Annotated in this window: 15 protein-coding genes; 6 read left to right on the forward strand and 9 right to left on the reverse strand. The window is 60.0% G+C overall.

The genetic code is table 11. The annotated features are described in order from the left end of the window. Window positions 1–39 precede the first annotated feature (39 nt). Together G5S42_RS17420 and G5S42_RS17425 are read right to left on the reverse strand one after the other, a co-directional pair. Window positions 40–1248 (reverse strand): MFS transporter, encoded by a 1209-nt coding sequence (locus tag G5S42_RS17420; RefSeq protein WP_217709908.1) that lies wholly within the window; start codon window positions 1246–1248, stop codon window positions 40–42. Between the two features lie 352 nt (window positions 1249–1600). Then, window positions 1601–1969 carry a BON domain-containing protein gene (locus G5S42_RS17425; protein ID WP_176107895.1) on the reverse strand — a complete coding sequence of 123 codons (369 nt, stop codon included), beginning with the start codon at window positions 1967–1969 and terminating at the stop codon, window positions 1601–1603. A 434-nt stretch (window positions 1970–2403) separates the two neighbouring features. Between G5S42_RS17425 and G5S42_RS17430 the strand changes: the two genes are divergently transcribed. The 4 genes from G5S42_RS17430 to G5S42_RS17445 all read left to right on the forward strand — a co-directional run bounded on the left by G5S42_RS17430 (window position 2404) and on the right by G5S42_RS17445 (window position 7019). Next, window positions 2404–3204, forward strand: a complete 801-nt coding sequence (locus tag G5S42_RS17430) for an SDR family NAD(P)-dependent oxidoreductase (RefSeq protein WP_176107896.1) — start codon at window positions 2404–2406, stop codon at window positions 3202–3204. Window positions 3205–3238: 34 nt separating this feature from the next. Beyond that, window positions 3239–4084 (forward strand): alpha/beta fold hydrolase, encoded by an 846-nt coding sequence (locus tag G5S42_RS17435; protein ID WP_176107897.1) that lies wholly within the window; start codon window positions 3239–3241, stop codon window positions 4082–4084. Window positions 4085–4135: 51 nt separating this feature from the next. Beyond that, window positions 4136–5572, forward strand: a complete 1437-nt coding sequence (locus G5S42_RS17440; RefSeq protein WP_176107898.1) for a catalase — start codon at window positions 4136–4138, stop codon at window positions 5570–5572. An 82-nt stretch (window positions 5573–5654) separates the two neighbouring features. Then, complete coding sequence (locus G5S42_RS17445; protein ID WP_176107899.1) at window positions 5655–7019, forward strand: FAD-dependent oxidoreductase; 1365 nt, start codon at window positions 5655–5657, stop codon at window positions 7017–7019. 151 nt (window positions 7020–7170) lie between these two features. Here the strand turns inward: G5S42_RS17445 and G5S42_RS17450 are convergent, their stop codons facing one another. The 7 genes from G5S42_RS17450 to G5S42_RS17480 form a co-directional block, all read right to left on the reverse strand. Further along, window positions 7171–8880, reverse strand: a complete 1710-nt coding sequence (locus G5S42_RS17450) for an FAD-dependent oxidoreductase (protein WP_176107900.1) — start codon at window positions 8878–8880, stop codon at window positions 7171–7173. A gap of 82 nt (window positions 8881–8962) precedes the next feature. After that, window positions 8963–9970 carry a zinc-binding alcohol dehydrogenase family protein gene (locus G5S42_RS17455; RefSeq protein ID WP_176107901.1) on the reverse strand — a complete coding sequence of 336 codons (1008 nt, stop codon included), beginning with the start codon at window positions 9968–9970 and terminating at the stop codon, window positions 8963–8965. A gap of 45 nt (window positions 9971–10015) precedes the next feature. Further along, window positions 10016–10870: an alpha/beta fold hydrolase gene (locus G5S42_RS17460; RefSeq protein WP_176107902.1), complete on the reverse strand. Its 855-nt coding sequence runs from the start codon at window positions 10868–10870 to the stop codon at window positions 10016–10018. A 46-nt stretch (window positions 10871–10916) separates the two neighbouring features. Further along, on the reverse strand, window positions 10917–11636 hold the full coding sequence (locus G5S42_RS17465; protein WP_176107903.1) for a hypothetical protein: 720 nt from the start codon (window positions 11634–11636) through the stop codon (window positions 10917–10919). Beyond that, the gene (locus tag G5S42_RS17470; RefSeq protein ID WP_176107904.1) at window positions 11633–12679 is read right to left on the reverse strand and encodes an alcohol dehydrogenase; all 1047 of its coding nucleotides are present in this window, start codon (window positions 12677–12679) and stop codon (window positions 11633–11635) included. Before G5S42_RS17470 ends, G5S42_RS17465 begins: the two co-directional genes overlap by 4 nt. Window positions 12680–12688: 9 nt before the next feature. Further along, on the reverse strand, window positions 12689–13408 hold the full coding sequence (locus G5S42_RS17475) for a hypothetical protein (protein WP_176107905.1): 720 nt from the start codon (window positions 13406–13408) through the stop codon (window positions 12689–12691). A gap of 101 nt (window positions 13409–13509) precedes the next feature. Next, window positions 13510–14364 (reverse strand): alpha/beta fold hydrolase, encoded by an 855-nt coding sequence (locus G5S42_RS17480; protein ID WP_176107906.1) that lies wholly within the window; start codon window positions 14362–14364, stop codon window positions 13510–13512. Between the two features lie 213 nt (window positions 14365–14577). Between G5S42_RS17480 and G5S42_RS17485 the strand changes: the two genes are divergently transcribed. Next, complete coding sequence (locus G5S42_RS17485; RefSeq protein ID WP_176107907.1) at window positions 14578–14820, forward strand: hypothetical protein; 243 nt, start codon at window positions 14578–14580, stop codon at window positions 14818–14820. Window positions 14821–14980: 160 nt separating this feature from the next. Then, entirely contained in the window at window positions 14981–15952 is a 972-nt protein-coding gene (locus G5S42_RS17490; RefSeq protein WP_176107908.1) for a GlxA family transcriptional regulator, read from the forward strand. Window positions 15953–16149 lie beyond the last annotated feature (197 nt).

Consider the following 16149-nt stretch of genomic DNA (forward strand, 5'->3'; position numbering starts at 1 on the left):
CCAGGCTCCCCCGCCGCAGTCGCGGCGCCTTCGCCACGTTTAGCGCATCGCGTGGTCGGGAGAGCGCTCCAACCGAGCTTGTGCAATGAGCGCAACCAGGGCGGCGAGAATCACATACAAGGCCGTTGCCCTGCCGGAGCCGGTGGCACGCGCAATCGCGGCCGCAATTAACGGGGCTGTCCCACCAAATAACGCGACACCGGTTGCGTACGAAAATGCGAGGCCCGTTGCCCTGTGGCGAGCGGGGAACTTGCGAAGAATGAATGCGATAGTCGGGCCGCCGCCGAGCGCTGACAACGCCGCAACGAGCGAAATCATCGCTGCGCTAACGATGGGCGAATGGTACGCCGAAAGCAGCGCGAAAACCGGGTAAACGGTGAGTGCCGTCGCGATTCGCGCGGCGACAATCACTTTGCCTATGCCGATTTTGTCTGCTATCGCACCACCGATCAGCCCCGCCAACATCGTCGCCAGGCCTACTGCCGAGGCAGTCGCAAACGATGCCGAGGGCGAAGGCGGTCCTCCCGAGACGCCGAAAGCGGCAACATAGACTACGACATAGGTCGGAACGGTGCCACCGAAGATCATGCCGATTGCGCACAGCGCCTGGGTGAGCCAGTTTCGTGCCTCTTGCAGGCTACGACGGGTTTTGCCTTCGCTCGGCGGGATAAATTCCTGCACGGATCGTCTCAGGTAGAATTGGACGGGCAGCAACAGCGCCGCGAAAGCAAATGGCAGTCGCCAGCCCCACACCTGCAGGTCGTGCGCGGGAAGATACAGCACCAGCGCAAGGCCAGCGAGCCCCGCTAGAAGCTGAGCAACCCCTTGGCCAGCCATCTGGTAACCGCCTCCGGTAGCGGGTCGATTAGCGGGGCCTTGCTCCACTAGCAGCGCACTGACCGCCCCCAGTTCGCCGCCAATGGCAAAACCCTGAATCATCCGACACATCAGAACGAGCGATGAAGCCCACAGACCGATCGCATCGAAGGATGGCACCACGGCGATACCAATGCTGCCAAACGTGACGAGGCTTCCGGTGACCAGTGCGGCGCGTCTTCGCCCTCGTCGGTCGGCGTAGCGGCCCAGCGTCAGTGCGCCTAGCGGACGCGACAGATAGCCCGCGGCAAACGTTGCCAGAGAAAGTAGGGTACCGCCGAACGCCGTTCCCTGTGGGAAAAAGGTACGTCCAATATATGCCGCGAACATGGCATACAAGAAGAAGTCAAAAAACTCGAGCGTGTTGGCCATGACAAGCCCAACTACGTTAAGTGGCGTGAGTGGCTTGATGGGGTTGTCACCCGCGAGGCGGCTCCGGTTCTTCGTCGCTACGCCTATGCGAGGCAGGTGCGTGCTCATTCTTTTGTGTTCGTTGATTTTGGACCTCCGAAGTCTACCAAGACCGTTAAGTCACGGTAATAGGTCTGTCGGTCCAAAAGCCTTTCCCAGCATTGAATCCAGGTGATTTTCAAATAAATACAGAAATAGTTTCTTCGAATTGGGACTAAGCACTTTCCCGAATGAAAAGACGGCCCAGGGAAGCGGGTAACGAAGCAACGGCGGTCCCTCCGCACGCGTGTTGCCTCCCGGCCGCCATCGGGGCTTAGTGTCCCGGTTCTCCCGGAACGAGGTTGTTTGCCACGGAAGTCACACCAGCCACATGGCCAGCGGTGTCGCCGGCGAGCTGTACCTGTTCGTTGTCGGGCACGTATCCGATCAGGCTGACCGTTCCGCGGCGCGCCAGCACGGTGATGTTGATAGTCTCTAGCCCTTTCGTTTTCGTCAACGCCGAGCGAACCTGCTTCGAGAGCGCTCGGTCGGCGGCTCGCTGCGCCTTCTTCTGGCTCTTCGCACTGTCTTCATGCGCGACATGCGTCACGACGGGCGGCGTGTAGGTTTCTTCAACGGCGTGGGCCGGAATGCCAAACGCGAGATAGCTTACGTACAGCACGGATGCAATCGTCTTTTTCAATTGAGGCTCCGATATTTAAAGTGAATCAGAACTGCTAGCGGGTTGCATGCCCTGATAAATCGTACCCGTGGTGCTACGCACAACCAATACGGCAATCCGGAAAACAGCATTCACGCGCGCTTCGGAAATCAGTGAAGCAAGACCGCCAGACGATGTGTTTCACAAAAATCGGCGCGCAAAACTCGGCAGAACAGCCCAGGCTGGGTTGATGTCAACGGACGGATTGCCTGAAATATAAATTGCACGTCGGGCCGATTCGCCATCGCTTCATTCTTTGGCGAAACTGAATTCTCTTTATGGGCGCAACTCGTTGATCTGGGCGACCGAGGAAACATAGACTGCAACGCACTGACTGACGAGTGAATCAGGACGGGAGCGCACGCTTTTATGTGCTGGTTCATCAGGTTTCGAAATCATCATGGAGAAGCAAGATCATGACGCAAGCACATCAAGGCACCGCACTGATTACCGGCGCATCCTCCGGCATTGGCGCGCTCTATGCGGACCGGCTCGCACGTCGCGGATACGACCTCGTCCTCGTCGCGCGCAATCGCGAGAGACTCAGCAGTCTCGGGCGGCGCATCAACGATGAAACGGGGCAGAGCGTTCAGTTGCTCGAGGCCGATCTCGGCGATCGTAGTGCGCTTGCCGCGATCGAAGCAAAACTACGCGAGGACGCCAGTATTAACCTGCTCGTCAACAATGCGGGCGTGGGCACGCACAAGCCGCTACTCGACAGCGACGTGGATGCCATGACGCGCATGATCGACTTGAATGTCACGGCACTGACCCGTCTTACTTACGCCGCGGTTCCGGGCTTCGTGTCACGTGGCGCCGGCGCGATTATCAATATTGCCTCTATCGCCGCAATCACGCCTGAACTGCTAAACGGTGTGTATGGAGGTAGCAAGGCGTTCGTGCTTGCGCTGAGCCAGTCGTTGCATCACGAACTGGCGGACAAGGGGGTGCGCGTGCAGGCCGTATTGCCGGGCGCGACGGCCACGGAATTCTGGGAAATCGGGGGGCTCCCCCTCAATAACCTGCCAAAAGAGATCGTCATGTCGGCGTCCGATATGGTGGATGCCGCCTTGAAGGGCTTTGACCTTGGCGAACGCGTGACGATTCCGTCACTGCATGACGCCAATTTGTGGGATCAACTGGAAGCAGCGCGAAGCGCGATGGGCCCTCACCTGTCCAGCAATTTGCCGGCGGCCCGCTATTTGACGTCAGTGTGACTTCAGCAGAGCCTTTCATCTACGGAGCGAGCGCGTGAGTCACGACAATTTTGGCAGGGACACTGCGCTGCGCGCGCTGCTGGAGGAATTCGCGCGGCGTTTCATGGCAGTAAAGCGCAGGGAACCGCGAACGATTTCTCCTGACGTGGACACGGTCACGCTTTCGGTCGCGGCACCCCACAATTGGCCGGATGGTCGACAAGTCGAGATTCGCGTTCACCGTCGGGGCAAAGGCCGGCGGGCGCTGCTTGTCCACGGGTGGCAAAGCCAGGCTGCGGAGCTTTCCACATTGTCAGGCGCGCTCGCCGACGAGGGATTCGAAGTCTGGATGCCGGATTTGCCGGGGCACGGATATTCGAGCGGCACCCATCTGAGCATACCGCTTGCCGCTGCCACGCTTGCTGCGGTTCAATCGCTCGTTGGCCCGTTTGCATATACGGTCGGACACTCATACGGTGGCGCTAGTGTCGTGCATGCGCTTGCGAAAAGACTCCGGGCGGACCGGGTCGCCATTCTGGCATCGCCGACGAACTATGGACACTTCGCGAGGCGTTTTGCGTCGGAGGCCGGGCTACCGCCGTCCGAGCTGCCACAGTGGCTCGAACTGTTGTCCGCCATGACGGGAACTCATCCAGACGAAATCAGTATGGAGCGACAAGCGCCCCACTTGTCTCTACCAGCGCTCCTGGTGCATGGGACCAACGATCAAATCGTTCCCATTGAGCAAGCCAAGGCGGTTGCCACCCTTTGGCAATCCGCCGTCTGGCTGGCGCTGCCAGGTGTCGGACATTTTGATTTGCTCACTGATCCGAAAGCGCTCAAGCACGTGGTCGATTTCGGCTTGGGGAAGCCGCTCGATTTTGCCAAATTAACCGGATGATTCACGCTCACCGGTTCAATTCCATTCGCTTTACCAACGAAATTGACGCAAATGAACGACAAGGTGCTTACCACTGGTGCCGGTGCGCCGGTAGTCGATAACCAGAATTCGCTGACCGCCGGCCCACGCGGTCCTGTCATGCTGCAGGACGTGTGGCTGCTCGAAAAGCTCGCGCACTTCGACCGCGAAGTGATACCCGAGCGCCGCGTCCACGCCAAGGGCTCGGGCGCGTTCGGCACGCTCAAGGTCACGCACGACATCTCGCGCTACACGAAAGCCAAGGTGTTCAGCGATGTCGGCAAGGAAACGCCGCTCTTCATCCGCTTTTCGACGGTGGCCGGCGAACGCGGCGCGGCGGACGCCGAGCGCGACGTGCGCGGCTTCTCGATCAAGTTCTACACGGAAGAGGGCAACTGGGATGTCGTCGGCAACAACACGCCGGTGTTCTTCATTCGCGATCCGCTCAAGTTCCCCGACTTCATCCACACGCAAAAACGTGATCCGCGCACCAACCTGCGCAACAACGTGGCGGCGTGGGACTTCTGGTCGCGTCATCCGGAGTCGCTGCATCAGGTGACGATCCTCATGAGCGATCGCGGCATTCCGAAGAACTATCGCCAGCAGCACGGTTTCGGCTCGCACACGTTCTCGTTCATCAACGCGAACAACGAGCGTTTCTACGTGAAGTTCCACTTCAAGTCTGCGCAGGGCGTGGAGAACTACAGCGATGCCGAAGCCGCGCAAGTGATTGCCCAGGACCGCGAATCGGCGCAGCGCGATCTCTTCAACGAGATCGAGAAGGGCAATTTCCCGAAGTGGCATTTCCGCATTCAGGTGATGCCCGAGGCCGATGCCGCAGAGGTGCCGTACAACCCGTTCGACATCACGAAGATCTGGCCGCACAAGGACTATCCGCTGATCGACGTGGGCACGGTCGAGCTTAACCGGAATCCGGAGAACTATTTCGCCGATGTCGAGCAGGCCGCTTTCACGCCGGCGAACGTGGTGCCGGGCATCGGTTTCTCGCCGGATCGCTTGTTGCAGGGGCGTTTGTTCTCGTATGGCGACACGCAGCGCTATCGCCTCGGTGTGAACCATCACCAGATTCCGGTGAACGCGCCGCGCTGCCCGTTCCACTCGTTCCATCGCGACGGCGCGATGCGCTCCGACGGCAACCTGGGCGGCAACGTGAACTACGAACCGAGCCGTGTCGGCGACTTCGCGCAGCATCCGCAAGCCGGTGAGCCGCCGCTCGCGGCCGGAGCGGTCGATCACTACGATCACCGCGAAGACGACGATTACTACAGCCAGCCGGGCGCGCTGTTCCGGCTGTTCGATGAAGCGCAGCGTGAGCGGCTCTTTGGCAACATCGCGCGCGCGATAAGCGGCGTTCCGCGGGACATCATCGACCGAATGCTTGCGCACTTCGAGCGGATCGACCCCGTCTATGGGGCTGGGGTGCGCAAAGCGATAGAGTTGGATTTGTAACAGCTCGCGCACGACTTATGTTACATCGCGCGTTCGCCTGATCTGATGTTCAGGGCTCGCGCGACTCATTGAGGAGATTCACATGGCGGATATCAGGCACTTCGACTATTTGTTCCTCGGAGGCGGAAAAGGAGGCAAGTCCCTTGCCATGGATTTGGCGCGGAAGGGCAGGCGCGTAGCGGTCATCGAGCGCGGCATGATAGGCGGATCATGCATCAACGTGGCGTGCATTCCCAGCAAAACCTTGATCCAGAATGCCCGAAACATGCACGTAAGGCGCGTCGCGTCGAGCGAGCCTGATCTACGGGCAGACATGGCTAGCGTTCATGCGAATGTCAACGGGGTTGTGACTGGCATGGTGGAGATCAATCGGCGCGCGCTTCAGCAGTCCGGGCTCGAACTCGTGATTGGGAGCGGCAGTTTCGTCGCGCCGCGGCGAATTCTCGTGCGAATGGACGACGGAAACGAACAACTGTTCTCGGGCGACAATGTATATATCAATACGGGCACGGTGGCCGCGATTCCAAATATACCAGGTCTGCGTGACGCGAGTCCAATGACACACGTAGAGGCGCTGAGTCTCGACGTCCTCCCCGAGAATCTCATCGTGCTTGGCGGTGGATATATCGGGCTCGAAATGGCTCAGGCATTCCGGCGGCTCGGCAGCCAGGTCACACTCATACACGATTTGCCTCGCGTCGCGATGCGGGAGGATGAGGACATAAGCCTCGAAATCCAGCGCGCCTTCGTGGAAGATGGCATTGCCCTCAACCTTGCTTCGCGTGTCGTTCATGTCGAAGGCAAGTCTGGCGCCAAGGTCACGGTGAAGCTCAACGACGGACGCTTAATCGGGGGCACACACCTTCTGGTCGCAACCGGCCGGCGCCCGCAAACCGACGATATAGGGCTCGACCTTGCAGGCGTGGAGCGTAACGAGCGCGGCTATATCAAGGTCGACGACACGCTCGCGACATCTGCAGAGAACACGTGGGCAATCGGAGAAGTGGCGGGAACACCGATGTTCACGCACGCTTCGTTCGATGACTTCCGCGTGCTGAAAGCGGGTATCGAAGGGCGTCGAGCCAGCACAGCATCGCGCATCGTGCCCTACGCGCTGTTCACGGATCCGGAACCTGGGCGCATAGGCATAAACGAAACGGACGCCAAGTCGCTCGATATCCCGGTTCGCGTCGCCAGGCTGCCCATGGCAGCGGTTCCGCGAGCGCGCACCAATGGCACAACACGCGGCTTTATGAAAGCACTTGTAGCGCCCGATTCGGGGCAGATTCTTGGGTTTTCGATGGTCGGCTCGGGCGCCGGCGAGGTCACGTCTGTCGTGCAAATGGCGATGCTCGGCAGCGTGCCGCACACAGCGGTGCGCGACGCGATCATTGCCCACCCATTGCTTGCCGAGGGCCTGAATCTGCTCTTTGCCACGCTCGACTGAGCGATATCTTCCAAAGCTCATCCGGCGGCGGAAGCGCTTGTCGCAAGTCCGCCTCCGGATCTAGCTTCTTAGCTGTGGGTCGCCGGGTTTATTGTCATCGGCCACCTTGTTCAGAACGCGAGTGACCGATGTTCGGACCTGAAGTCGGCGATTAGTCGCTCGTCGCCGGTTGTGTTGGCTTCAGTTGCGCAAGGTATTGATGTATCTGGGCAACCACTGAGGCGCCGTCGCCCACTGCTGCAGCAACGCGTTTTGCGGAGCCTTGGCGTACGTCTCCCGCGCAGAAAACGCCGCTGACGCTCGTCTCATGCTCCGCTGCGTGCGCCGACGCCGCAGTGCCAGTAAGCACAAAGCCGCTTGAATCAACTGCCACTCCGCATCCGGTCAGCCAGGACGTATTGGGAACAGCGCCGATAAAAAGAAAAAGGTGCTCCGTCGCGTACGTACGACGCTGTAACGTCTGGACAATTTCCACAGATTCGAGGTTACTCGAACCGTGAAGCGCGGTTATTTCGCTGTTGTACTGAACTTCGATATTCTCCAGTGACGCAATGCGCTCAACCAGGTACTGAGACATGCTGGCTTTCAGGCTGGGGCCCCTCACTATCATGCTAACTCGCCGTGCGTGGGATGCCAGATAGACCGCGGCCTGCCCAGCCGAATTGCCCGCTCCGACGAGAAAGACGTCTTTCCCGGCGCACATTTTTGCTTCTACTGGCGACGCCCAGTAATACGCACCTCGCCCTTCGAAACGCGCAAGCCCTTCGATATCAGGTCTACGGTACGCCGCGCCTGATGCGATTACCACAGTACGCGCACGGATAGCCGTCTGGTTGCCAAGCTGCAGCCGGAAGGGAGTCGATCCACAATCCAGGGCGTGTGCCTGCACCGGAATTGCGGTACGGGCTCCGAATTTTTGTGCTTGCACGAACGCGCGAGCGGTCAGTGCGTGGCCGGATATCCCTGTGGGAAAGCCAAAGAAGTTCTCGATTCGCGCACTCGCACCGGCCTGGCCGCCAGGTGCCTGGCGATCCAGGACCGCGACTCGAAGGCCTTCAGAGGCCGCGTAGACCGCCGTCGCCAAGCCGGCGGGACCGGCGCCGACCACTGCGACGTCGAGAACCTCATCGGAATCGAAGACTGGCAACCATCCTAACGCTTCGGCCAGTTGTGTTTCTGTGGGCGCGAGAAGGACAGAACCATCGGGACTAAGCACAACTGGGTAGTCCGATACATCTGGCGACCATTTCTTCAGGTACTGGGCGATTTCGGCATCCGCCTCTGCGTTGACCACAGTATGAGGGATATTGTTGCGCGAGAGAAATGCCTGCAGTGCATTTAATCTGGTGGTTTGGGAGTCCGTCACGAGGACAATGCCACTTCCTCCCTCGATGAGGCCGACGCGTCTGAGAATCAGTGCGCGCATGATGCGCTCACCTAGTTGTGCTTCAGCGATCAATAACGCGCGCAGTTGCTCTGGTCGAATATGAATCGCTCTGACGTCGCCAACGGCAAATCCATCTACGAGGCACCGTTCCCCGGAAATCTGCCCGACTTCCCCGACAAATTGTCCCGCCCCCTGCTCGTTGATCACAGCGGAGCGACCAAGTGCGTCGCGGCGGGTGACCCGTATCTCCCCAGCGAGCACGACATACAGTCCGAAGCCGGGATCACCGATTTTGAAGATGGACGATCCGTCTTGCCAGTGGCGCATCTCGCCGAAGCGTGCAATTCGGGTTAGATCCTCGTCGGGAAGCTCGGGATATATTTGTTCGCGGCGCCCCGAATCTGCGCCAGTTTTGCGTACCGACGATGTGCGCCGCGTACCGGGGAGTTCGTCGGGATCGAGCGGGGTTTGCATCGCAAATTTCTGCCATTAAAGGGGAAGTTTGTCGGAGCGGCGTCACGCGCGCGTGACGCCGTTTGCATACGTTGGGATTTGCTCAGAAGCCTTCCAGCACAATCTTCCCCACCGCCTTATTTGTCTCCAGTAACGCGTGAGCTTTTCTCAAGTTGTCGGCGTTGATAGTGCCAGCATGTTCGCCTAGCGTTGTCCTGAGCACACCTTGGTCGATCAGGGCGGCCACGCGATTTAGCAACTGCTGCTGCTTCCCCATGTCGATCGTACGAAACATCGAGCGCGTGAACATGAATTCCCAGTGGAGAGAAATCGACTTGCGCTTGAGCGGCATTGCATCGAGCGCGGATGGGTCGTCGATGAGTGCGAGCTGGCCTTGCGGTTTCAGCAAATCGACGATTTGCTCGTAGTAGAGATCTGTGTGCGACAAACTGATGACGTGGTCGACCTGTTCGATACCCAACTCGAGCAATTGCGGGCGCAACGGTTTGCCGTGATCAATGACGTGATGGGCGCCGAGTTCGCGTACCCACGCTTGCGTGGTCGGGCGTGAGGCGGTGCCGCACACGGTCAGATCTGTCAGCTTCCTCGCCAACTGCACGAGGATCGATCCAACACCACCGCTCGCGCCTATGACAAGCAGGCTCTCGCCGCTCGCACCGCCTTCTGCGATCTTGAGACGCTCGAACAGCAGTTCCCACGCCGTGATAGCGGTGAGCGGCAGTGCGGCCGCCTGGGCGACGGGAAGCGTAACTGGCCGATGGCCGGCTATGCGCTCGTCGACGGTGCTGTATTCGGCGTAGCTGCCGGGACGCGTCATGTCCCCCGCATACCAGACCGCGTCGCCCGGCTTGAACGTCGATACCTCGGCGCCAATGGCTTCGACCGTTCCGACGGCATCCCAACCGAGGATGCGCGGACCGCCAGGCTGCACGCCAAGGCGCAATTTGCTGTCGACGGGATTGACCGAAATCGCTTCGATTTTAACGAGCAGATCGCGCGGACCGGGCTCAGGTCTCGGCACCTCGACCTCATACAGTGCTCGCGCGTCATCGATAGGCAGCCCCGCCTGAGCATAAACGATTGCTTTCATGAACAGATCCCCAGGAATGTGAGTGCGATTCTCGGCGGGTGAATCTTATTGACCGCGCAGAAACTCGCGTACGTGCGCGACGTAGGTCTGCGCGTACTGGAACAAAGCGCCATGGCCAGCGTTCGGATAGAGGATCAGCGTTGCGTTTGGCAGAGCTTCCGCCAGCACGATGCTGTTTTGCGTGGGGATCATCGCGTCGTTGTCGCCGTTGGTGACGAGCACCGGATGGTTGATCTTCGCAAGCTTCTGGCGCAAGTCGCCTTGCCAGTTCGCCCAGGCAATCATGGCCTGCAATTGCGTCCCTGCCACTTCAGGACCTGGTGGCAGATCGCGATCGCTTTGGCGAGCGTCGAGACGGTTGATAAACGCAGCCGCGGCAGCGTGGCCTTGCGGCGTATCGGGAAAGAACAGACGCTTGAGTTTCTCGTTCATCGGCATGGCGCTGTCGGTGTAGATCGCGACCAGTTCGGGCCGGTCCATGCCCGCGCCTTTTCCGCCTTCGGGCGCGCTGCCCGAGAGGATGATGCTTGCCACGCGATCCGGCACGGCGATGGCGATTTCCTGGGCGAGAAAGCCACCCAGCGAGAAACCGAGGATGTGGACTTTGGGCAACTCGAGCGCGTCCATGAAGCGTATGGCGTGAGCCGCCATCTCGGCAATGGTTGCGGGAACCGCTCCGGTTGAACGGCCCACGCCGGCGTTCTCGAAGAGGATGACCTCACGGTCTTCGGCGAGCGCATCGACGATCGCCGGGTCCCAGTTGTCAAGCGTGCCGGTGAAGTGCTGCAAGCAAAGCAGGGGTAGTCCGCCGTTGCGATTGCCGAACCGGCGCATTGCATACCGGATGCCGGATACGTCGACAAAGCGGGTTTCCACGTCTGATGCATGTGTGGCGCTCATGGCTATTTTCCTTCTGGGCGCGCGATGCGCCCGGTCATGGTGATGGTCAGACCAGGGAAATGTTGCTCAGGTCGATCGAGACGACGAGCGGTTCGGGAAGCGAGGCGCCGTCGGGCTGCCGGGGGAAAATGCGACGCTTCGTTGGAATGCGGATGCCAGAAACTGTGGTGTAGTCGCTGACATAGTGCGCGCCGGGTGTGTTACCCGCGATCTCCACGTCGTAATCAAGTCGTCGAACCAGGTGGTCTGGACCCACGTAAATCGCCTGGACCTTGCTGAAGACTTCGAGTGAGTCGGGGTAACGCACAAGGACTTTACGCCAGACCTCGTTCTGCTCGTTCCATTCGCCGGCGTCTTCGCATTCCACACCGGGCCATGCAAGCACGAACGGCGTATTCAAATAAGTCCACATGGCGCATCCGGCAAAAAACGCGAGCTGCAACGCGTCCCAGGGTGTCTCGAGCGTGTGCCCATCGAAGGAAGTGCGTGGATGGTCGCGTGTTTCGATAACACGCCCGGACGTATCCTGAAGCGAGATGCGATTGCCGGTAAATTCGCTGCGCTCTGCGAGCGTGCCAAAGGGGGCATGAGAGGCCCATTGACGGTCAGTCGCTACGGTAACCGTGGTCTGGTCGAGCACGCCGGCTTGACCTTTCAAAGACCATAGCGCGCCGCCTTGCGCGAGATCCGCGCGGATCTGGCCAAACTTGCGCCACTGCGCGAGTCCGCCATGGGCCTCGATGATCGTGTTCGCGAGGGAATTCATGCATTGGCTCCGGAATGTTGGGGGTTCATTACAAGGACTGCGCGGAAGCGTGCATTCCCGCGCATCATGTGGTCGTATGCCGCTTGGGCTTGATCCAGCGGGAAGGTCTCGATCAGCGGGCGAATGTTGCGCAGTTGCGCGAACGCGAGCGTTTGTTCGTTGTCTGCGACGGTGCCGGTCAGCGCGCCCACGACTGCGCGGCCGCCGAACACGAGGTCAATCGCATTTACCGTAATGGGTTCGCTGGCGATCGCCACGACGACCAGCTTGCCGCGAGGCGACAGGCCGGGTACGGTCTCCGACATGCCCGGGCCCGTGGGCGCGGTGGCAAGCACGACCTTCGCTCCGCCTAGACTGCGAAGGACCTCCGCCACGTTTTCGGTCTTGGCATCGATGTAGCGATGGGCACCGAGTTCGCGCGCGAGAGAAGCCTTGTCGGCACCACGTGCAATGGCGACAGTGTGGAAGCCCATATTGTTCGCAAACTGCACGGCCAGATGGCCGAGGCCGCCAAGGCCGTGGATCGCCACCACGTCGCCGGGGCGAGCCCCCGCGTTACGCAGCGCGTTGAAGGTCGTGAGTCCTGCGCACAGCAGCGGGGCAGCTTGCGCAGCATCCAGTTCCTCCGGCACACGAACGAGGCCGCGTGCTTCCGCGAGCATAATCTCGGCGTAGCCACCGTCGACTGTCATGCCGGTGATGACCGGGTTCTCGCAATTGACGTGATCTCCGTTGCGGCATGAGGGGCAGCTTCCGTCCTCACCCGCGAGAAACCCCACGCCTACGCGTTGGCCGAGTGACCACCCTTGCACGCCCTCACCAAGCGCCTCGATGCGTCCCACGACCTCGTGTCCGGGCACCCGCGCCGCGGCGCTCCCCGCCTTGGCTTTCTCCACGGTGGCGCTATCGGAGTGGCAGACGCCGCACGCCTCGACGCGAATGCGAACCTGTCCGTAGTGCGGTTGCGGAACCCGACGCTCGACGATCTCAAGTTTGCCGGGGCCAGTGGCCAGCGCGGCGCGATAAGTTGCTGGTTGGGTCATAGGGTGTTCTCACTCGAAGCGGAAATCGGAAAGATCCACGCCCACGATTAGCGGCTCGGGCAGCGCCACGTTGTCGGGCGTGCGGGGGTAGATGCGAAAGCGCGTCGGCATGCGTATGCCCTGCACGGTCACGTAGTCGCTCAGATAGCGCGCCGCCGCATTGCGCCCCTGGATGTCGACTTCATAGTCGTGCCGGCGAAGGAGACCGTCCGCGTCGAAATAGAAGGTCTGCACTGCACTGTGCGTGGCGATGTGGGGAGCAAACTCGACGTGAAGGCGTCGCCAAGGAAGACCATCGACGATCCAGGGCTCGATCTCCGTCGCTTCGACGCCGGGATAATGCAGAAGGAACGGCGAGGTCAGATAAGTCCACATGGTGTAACCGGCGAAGTAGGCCAGTTGCGCATTGGACCAGGGTGTTTCCATCTCATAGCCTGCGAATGACGAACGCGGCTCGACCAGTGATTCCGCGAGGGAATTGTCCTGCCGTCGGATCTCTACGCGTGACGGCGTGTAGATCGAATGGTCCGACGAGGGCGCGAACGGTCCATGCGACACACGTTGTTCATGCAGGTCTACGGTGACACGCGAGTGGGTCAACACGCCTTCGCACCGTTTGAGTCTCCAAAGTGCACCGGTGTGGTGTAGGAGGGCGGAGACGCTACGAAAGCTGTGGAACCGCTCAAGTCCGCCAGCGGCGTCTATTGCTTTCTCGATTAGGTCTGTCATTAGTTATCCAGATGAATCTGATTCGAAACCATCGCCTGAGGTAGCGCCTTCGAAAGCCTGGAGGTCGTCGCGCCGCCTAACGGGCGCGCGAGCGCCGCGAGTTATTCCACAAATGCGGCGATGTGCATTGCCGCAGCGTGTGGGAACTGAAGATGAGGTCCGTGCCCCGAGCGTGGAAATGTGATCAGTTGCAGTGTCGGCAGTTGGCCGTTGAGGGCGTACCAGTTTTCGACCGGAAAAACGATGTCGTGGTCACCGCCGAGGTGCAAGACGGGAATCGAAGTGGTTTTCAACGCCTGGAGTACGGCATCCGCCGGGAAGGCCGGGTTTTTCGGGCCCTCGCCTAGTTGTTCTGCCGCCCACTGCCAGGGTACCTGAGGGCTAACATCGGATTGCCGAGCCGCGAGCCGCATCGACGATGCTTCGGCGGCCGTCCGGCTGGCTGGCGAAGTCGGCTCGAAGAAGAGGCTGACGAAGTCCTCGAAGTCGTTTTCGCGCTTGGCGAGCGTATAGAACAAAGGTTCGCCTGTCCTGGACAGTGGGCCGGGCGGCGTGGTCGCGATGAGCACGGCGTGGCTCACGAGCTGTGGGGCTTGCGCCAGGACGATCTGCGCCGCCATTCCGCCGACCGACCATCCAGCGATGATCACGCGCCTGATTCCAAGTGCAGTAATCAGCTCAATCGCGTCACGCGCGAGCGAAGCAGGATGATAGGTTCGCTCGCCCGTGGATTGCCCGAGACCGCTGTAGTCGAAGACGGTGACCTCGAATCCCTGTGCCACGAGGCTATCGAGGAACAAGGGATCCCAGGAGTCCATCGTGCCCCGGAAGCGCACGCAGAGCACGATGGGCCTGCCGCTGCCAAAGCGTCGATAGGCGAGTCTACGGCCCGGTAAATCGGCAAACTGAGTCGCAGAGTGGCTCGAAGGGGAATCGTTGGCAAGAGTTTTGGTCATCAAATTCACCTGTTCATTCACGCGCGTTCACAAACGCTACACCGGACCGGGCCCGTTATTGACACGGCCGGCAGCGGTAAGGACAACGCTCACGCGGGAGATGCTCGCGTTAGCACCATGCGACGAAAATTTTCTGATTGCAGCGCACGACACCTCACACTCCAGGCCCACGGCCTTGATCAGGGCGTTGGCCTGCGTCGGAGAAAGCGCTTCATGTACGCCTTCCTCCGAAATGCTGACAACAAGGACTATGCTGGCATCTCGGTCTATCTTCTCCGTGATCTCGGCGAGATCGACGGTAGTCCCGCGATCTACCGCAACGACTTCGACGGCGCGACGTGTGCGCGTGGTCAGAGCTCGCGCAAGGGCGTTAAGACTCGCGCGGTCTTGATCGACAAGGATGAGGTCATGACCACTCGTCGCGAGAAATTCGGCATACGCCAGACCAATAACTGATAGTGCGCCGCTCACAACGGCCGTTCCCTGCAATAAGGTCATTTTTGTATCCGTCCCGGCGTGCAGCGTTTCACGTCAGGTGTCTATGATCCACGTGATTCACGTGTTTCTCAAACGACATTTATAATCAGGTTTTCGGACATGACGCGCGGTGAGAGCGATGCATCGAATCGGCTATTTTTTGACGGACGGCTTCCAGGTCATGGCGATCGGGACACAAACTGTTTTCGAAATCGCCAATGTGGTGGCACGCGAGCGGCTTTATAGCGTCACGAATTACTCTCTCGCCGGTGGGGAGACCCGAGCCTCGCTAGGAGTGTCCGTCATAACTCAAAAGGCAGACTCGACGACCGTGGCTGACACGTGGATGGTCAGCGGTGTGGTGGACCCCACTGGCCGCTCCACCGCTCCGGAAGAACTCCGGTTTTTGAATGAAGCTTCGGTGCGCTCGCGCCGCACCGCGGGCCTTTGTACCGGTGCATTTGTGCTTGGCGAAGCCGGTCTGCTTGACGGGCGGCGCGTGACGACACATTGGGCGTTCGCAAAGGCGCTGCAGGCGCGCTGCCCCGACGCTCGCGTTGAGGCGGACCGGATCTTTATCGTCGATGGCGCGATATGGACTTCGGCTGGACTAACTGCCGCGATGGATCTTGCTCTCGGTATGGTGGAAAAGGACCGCGGCCCGGAGTTCGCAAACTCGGTCGCCCGAGCGCTCGTCATGCATCATCGGAGATCAGGTGGCCAGTCGCAGCATTCACAAATGCTTGCGCTCGCACCAAAATCGGACAGGATTCAAATGGCGCTCGAATATGCGCGCGTAAACCTGTCGAAGCCCCTGCGTGTTGACGACCTGGCAAAGGCAGCACATCTCAGTACACGGCAGTTCGGCCGTATTTTCCTTTCGGAAACAGGGGAGTCTCCCGCTAAGGCTATCGAGCGACTTCGCCTTGAAGCGGCGAAACATATGGTAGAGCAGGGCCGACATTCCCTGGAAGTCATCGCCCGTGAAACAGGATTTCGCGACAGGCGCCATCTGCGTGAAGTATTTGTCCGAGGATACGGTGTGGCGCCCCAGGCGTTGAGGAGGGACGCTCGTAGCAATGAAGCGTCTGAGCCTATTGAGCAAATTTAAAGCTGGTGTGAGCGGCGAAGCAGACCGAATCAAATTGTTCACAAGGCCTATTCGGGAAGACGGTAGTTGTATTGACAACTTTAGAAGTCAGGGACAAAAAAAGGCATCCGAATTGCTAAGTGCGGCGGCGTCGAGCGGCGGATCTGCATCGTTCGACGCGCTGCCGGGAAATACAAATAAGCCCGCCAGAGCGGGCT

Source organism: Paraburkholderia youngii (genome assembly GCF_013366925.1).
Lineage (GTDB): Bacteria > Pseudomonadota > Gammaproteobacteria > Burkholderiales > Burkholderiaceae > Paraburkholderia > Paraburkholderia youngii.